Here is a 4,887-nt window from a genome sequence, read left to right on the forward strand (position 1 = left end):
GTCTTTGACTGTACCGTTCATAGCAGATGTAGTTACCTGTGCATTAACTGCAGAAATAGACCCCACAAATGCCAAAACGATTACTACGATTTTAAATAGTAAAGATTTCTTCATATTGTTTTGTTTTTTTATGAATAACATCAAAAATTGATGATAGCGGCAAATTTAAATATTAATTTAATGCTCACTTTAATTTTCATGTTAAATAATTATTAATAAAGTCAAAACTTATCAACATTTAACACAGGAATTAAATATATAACCAACAGTTTATCAGTCAATTGTTTTTATCCGGCAAACTGTCTTTTGTTTTAGTAAGGTCATATGTTAACATTCTGTTTAGGTAAATCATTTACTCAAAAATCTTAAAGGAAGTATTAACGAACATTTTTTTTTATTTTTGGGCGTTTACTAAAGTTAAATTCCTTTATAATAAGATATGAACTACGATGTAATTGTAATAGGCAGCGGTCCCGGAGGATACGTAGCTGCAATCAGAGCTTCTCAGTTAGGTTTGAAAACTGCAGTTGTAGAGCGCGAATCCTTAGGTGGGATATGCCTTAACTGGGGCTGTATACCTACTAAAGCATTACTAAAAAGTGCCCAGGTGTTTGAATACATTAACCATGCTTCAGAATATGGTATCAAAACTGCTGAAGCTGAGGCTGATTTTGCAGCAGTCATTAAGCGTAGCCGTGGCGTTGCTGATGGTATGAGCAAAGGGGTTCAGTTCTTAATGAAAAAGAACAAAATTGATGTAATAATGGGTTCAGGTAAAGTTAAACCTGGAAACAAGGTAGAAGTTAAAGCTGCTGATGGTTCTCAAAAAGAATACACTGCGACTAACATTATATTAGCTACAGGAGGAAGATCAAGAGAATTACCTAATTTAAAACAGGATGGTAAAAAAGTAATTGGCTACAGACAAGCTATGGTTTTACCTGAGCAGCCAAAATCTATGGTTGTTGTTGGTTCTGGTGCTATAGGTGTAGAATTTGCCTATTTCTACGCTACCTTAGGTACTAAGGTTACCGTTGTTGAGTTTATGGACAATGTTGTTCCTGTTGAAGATGAAGATGTATCTAAGCAATTATTACGCAGCTTTAAAAAAGCAGGTATAGAGGTGATGACCTCTTCAAGTGTTGAATCTGTTGACACTAGCGGTGCTGGCTGCAAAGTACAGGTTAAAACGGCATCAGGTATGCAAACGCTTGAATGTGATATCGTTCTTTCTGCTGCTGGTGTGGTTGCAAACATCGAAAACTTAGGTTTAGAAGAAACTGGCATCAAAACTGAAAAAGGTAAAGTAGTTGTTGATGAATTCTACAATACTTCTGTAAAAGGTTATTATGCTATTGGTGATATTGTTGGCGGACAAGCGCTGGCTCACGTTGCTTCGGCAGAAGGTATTATTTGTGTAGAAAAAATTGCCGGTCACAAACCTGAGCCTTTAGACTACAACAATATCCCGGGGTGTACTTATTGCAGTCCTGAAATTGCTTCGGTAGGTTATACTGAAAAAGCTGCCAAAGCTGCAGGATATGAATTGAAAATCGGGAAATTCCCATTCTCTGCTTCAGGTAAGGCAAGTGCCGCAGGTGCTAAAGATGGTTTCGTTAAATTAATATTTGACGCTAAATACGGAGAATTATTAGGCGCCCATATGATTGGTGCTAACGTTACAGAAATGATTGCTGAAATTGTTGTTGCCCGTAAACTGGAAACGACAGGTCATGAAATGATTAAATCTGTTCACCCTCACCCTACTATGAGTGAAGCGATTATGGAAGCCGCTGCTGATGCATATGGAGAAGTAATCCACTTATAAGAATCATTTTTGCATTAACATATTTGGAAAAAGGCCGCGCAATGCGGCCTTTTTCATTAATTTTAAAATATGAATCTACATACTATAAATACAGGCTTATTTAAACTTGATGGAGGCGCCATGTTTGGTGTGGTACCTAAATCCATCTGGCAAAAAACAACGCCATCTGATGCGAATAACATGTGCACCTGGGCAATGAGGTGCTTGTTAATTGAAGACGGTGATAGATTAATATTAATAGATAATGGTATCGGTGATAAACAGGATGAAAAATTTTTAGGTCATTATTACTTACATGGTGATGATACCTTAGACAAGTCTTTGGCTGCAAAAGGTTTTTCAAGAGACGATATAACTGATGTTTTTTTAACGCACCTGCATTTCGATCACTGTGGTGGTTCAATAATGCGTGTTGGCGACAAACTTAGACCAGCATTTAAAAATGCTTTCTATTGGAGCAACCAAAAACACTGGGACTGGGCCGTAAACCCAAACGAAAGAGAAAAGGCGTCTTTTTTAAAAGAAAACATCTTACCTATTCAGGACAGTGGTCAACTTCGGTTTATTGAAGATGTTGATGGAGTTCAATTTCACGATGGCATCAATATTCGATTTGCATACGGGCATACAGACGCAATGATGTTACCCCAAATCAAATATAAGGATAAGACAATTGTTTATATGGCTGACCTGCTTCCTTCTATTGGACACATCCCCTTACCTTATGTTATGGCGTACGACATGTTCCCACTGCAAACATTAAAGGAAAAGAAGTCTTTTTTACAGGAAGCAACTGATAATGGCTATATCCTTTATCTGGAACATGATGCCGTAAATGAATGCTGTACTTTACAGCAGACAGAAAAAGGCATAAGGCTAGATCAGACTTTTGATTTAAAAAGCATCACTAATCCTTAAACAAAAAAATAATAATTGTTTGGTTTTGTTTAGTTTTTTATAAATTGGTTTATTAAAACAGTCTACTTTAAAAATAAATTAAAAAAAGATTATGGGCAAATTTGAAATCACAACAAGAAAGAATGGAGAATTCCAATTTAATTTAAAGGCAGGAAATGGCCAGGTAATTTTAACTAGCGAAGGGTATTCAAGCAAAAGTGGATGTACCAACGGAATTGAGTCTGTAAAGAAAAACTCTCAGGACGATGGTAAATACGAGAAAAAAACATCATCAAATGGCAAACCTTATTTTAATTTAAAAGCAACTAACGGGCAAATTATTGGCAACAGCGAAATGTACGAAAGTGTTGCAAGCAGAGATAACGGCATTGAGTCGGTTAAAAAAAATGCCCCTGACGCAGAGATTTCAGATTTGACTTAAATATCTATTTATATATTTTGTAAGAGCCTGATTAACTTCAATGTTGATCAGGCTCTTGTTTTATAGGTTTATGCCATGGCCAACGCCGTCATTCTGCTTCGTAATCCCGAGAACCAAGGGATCTCTTGCTTATACAAACTTGCTTAGAAGCTATTTTATGGCCAGGAGATCTCTCCTATCGTCGAGATGACGAGTGAACTATAAGATGACGGTGGGCTCTCCAAAATCACCTGCGAAACTCCAGGATATCGCCAGGCTGGCAGTCCAGAACATTGCATATCGCATCCATAGTTTCCAATCTGATTGCTTTTGCCTTTCCAGTTTTTAATATAGAAAGGTTAGACATTGTTACTCCTACCCTCATGCTAAGCTCTGTTAAAGACATCTTTCTTTTAGCAAGCATTACGTCTAAGTTTATAATTATTGGCATGATATGTTTTTATTATAAGTCATTAATCAATGCAATTAATATTCCCCTATTTTCCCCATTTTTAAAGATGCTAATTATGTTTTATTTCCTGACATCATAAAGACAAACATTTATTTTGGCTTTAGACGGCCTCAATTATTGTTGTAAAACACAATATTAACATTGATATTCAATAACAACACTATGTTTTACAATATAACGACATTGATACTGACAAAAGTATTTTGGAATAATTTTTGCTGCTAAATTATTGTATAATTAATACGTGTAAAGTGTAACGTTTTCAGTAATTTATGTTTTCTAATTGCCTTAAAATTCTTACTTTTGCACGTTCAAACACATAAAGAGTACCAAAGCATATAAATGAGACAACTCAAAATCACGCAATCGATTACCAATCGCGAAAGTCAATCTCTAGACAAATACCTTCACGAAATTGGTAAAGTGGATTTAATTACCGCGGAAGAAGAAGTAATATTAGCAAGAAAAATACGTGAGGGCGATCAGGCTGCGTTAGAACGTTTAACTAAAACCAATTTGCGCTTCGTGGTTTCGGTAGCAAAACAATATCAAAACCAGGGTTTAACTTTAGGGGATTTAATTAACGAAGGAAATCTGGGCCTAATTAAGGCTGCCAAGCGTTTTGATGAGACAAAAGGTTTTAAATTTATCTCATATGCTGTTTGGTGGATTCGTCAGTCTATTTTGCAGGCAATTGCTGAGCAAAGCCGTATTGTTCGTTTACCGCTTAACCAGGTTGGATCTTTAAGTAAAATCAGTAAGGCCTTCTCTAAATTAGAGCAGGAATATGAGCGCGAACCGTCTCCTGAAGAATTGGCAGATATCCTGGAAACAACTGTTGATAAGATTTCTGACACATTAAGTAACTCAGGAAGACACGTATCAATGGATGCTCCATTTGTTCAGGGTGAAGAAAATACGCTACTGGACGTATTGGAAAATCATGAGCCTAATACAGATAGCAGTCTTATAAACGAATCTCTTTCTGAAGAAATTAAGCGTTCATTGTCTACTTTAACAGAAAGAGAACGTGAAATTATTGTTCTTTTCTTTGGATTAAGCACAAATCATCCACTATCTCTTGAAGAGATTGGAGAGAAGTTCAATTTAACACGTGAGCGTGTACGTCAGATAAAAGATAAGGCACTTCAGCGTTTGCGTCATACCTCAAGAAGCAAGATCTTAAAATCTTACTTGGGATAGAAAGTTATTTGTTTAATCGGCCTCATCCTGAAATAAATTCAGGATGACGTAGCATAAGAAATATAT

General features: G+C 36.1%; 5 protein-coding genes. 4 read left to right on the forward strand and 1 reads right to left on the reverse strand.

All coding sequences use genetic code 11. The annotated features are described in order from the left end of the window. Positions 1-439: 439 nt before the first annotated feature. The 3 genes from lpdA to AC1DG9_RS23120 all read left to right on the forward strand — a co-directional run bounded on the left by lpdA (position 440) and on the right by AC1DG9_RS23120 (position 3,167). Positions 440-1,828, forward strand: coding sequence for a dihydrolipoyl dehydrogenase (gene lpdA, locus AC1DG9_RS23110; protein ID WP_048904475.1), 1,389 nt, complete (start codon positions 440-442; stop codon positions 1,826-1,828). 69 nt (positions 1,829-1,897) lie between these two features. Continuing rightward, entirely contained in the window at positions 1,898-2,746 is an 849-nt protein-coding gene (locus AC1DG9_RS23115) for an MBL fold metallo-hydrolase (RefSeq protein WP_288884411.1), read from the forward strand. A 91-nt stretch (positions 2,747-2,837) separates the two neighbouring features. Then, positions 2,838-3,167 (forward strand): YegP family protein, encoded by a 330-nt coding sequence (locus AC1DG9_RS23120; protein ID WP_172660485.1) that lies wholly within the window; start codon positions 2,838-2,840, stop codon positions 3,165-3,167. 226 nt (positions 3,168-3,393) lie between these two features. Here AC1DG9_RS23120 and AC1DG9_RS23125 read toward each other — a convergent pair whose 3' ends face one another. Beyond that, positions 3,394-3,597 (reverse strand): helix-turn-helix domain-containing protein, encoded by a 204-nt coding sequence (locus tag AC1DG9_RS23125; protein WP_172660486.1) that lies wholly within the window; start codon positions 3,595-3,597, stop codon positions 3,394-3,396. 363 nt (positions 3,598-3,960) lie between these two features. Here AC1DG9_RS23125 and AC1DG9_RS23130 point away from each other — a divergent pair, with 363 nt between their 5' ends. Next, on the forward strand, positions 3,961-4,821 hold the full coding sequence (locus AC1DG9_RS23130; protein WP_008242129.1) for a sigma-70 family RNA polymerase sigma factor: 861 nt from the start codon (positions 3,961-3,963) through the stop codon (positions 4,819-4,821). The last annotated feature ends 66 nt before the right edge of the window (positions 4,822-4,887 follow it).

The organism is Pedobacter sp. 05L430 (genome assembly GCF_056397585.1).

Coding starts and splice junctions, on each gene's coding strand:
- lpdA (WP_048904475.1), top strand. CDS start 440: ATGAACTACGATGTAATTGTAATAGGCAGCGGTCCCGGAGGATACGTA.
- AC1DG9_RS23115 (WP_288884411.1), top strand. CDS start 1,898: ATGAATCTACATACTATAAATACAGGCTTATTTAAACTTGATGGAGGC.
- AC1DG9_RS23120 (WP_172660485.1), top strand. CDS start 2,838: ATGGGCAAATTTGAAATCACAACAAGAAAGAATGGAGAATTCCAATTT.
- AC1DG9_RS23125 (WP_172660486.1), bottom strand. CDS start 3,597: ATGCCAATAATTATAAACTTAGACGTAATGCTTGCTAAAAGAAAGATG.
- AC1DG9_RS23130 (WP_008242129.1), top strand. CDS start 3,961: ATGAGACAACTCAAAATCACGCAATCGATTACCAATCGCGAAAGTCAA.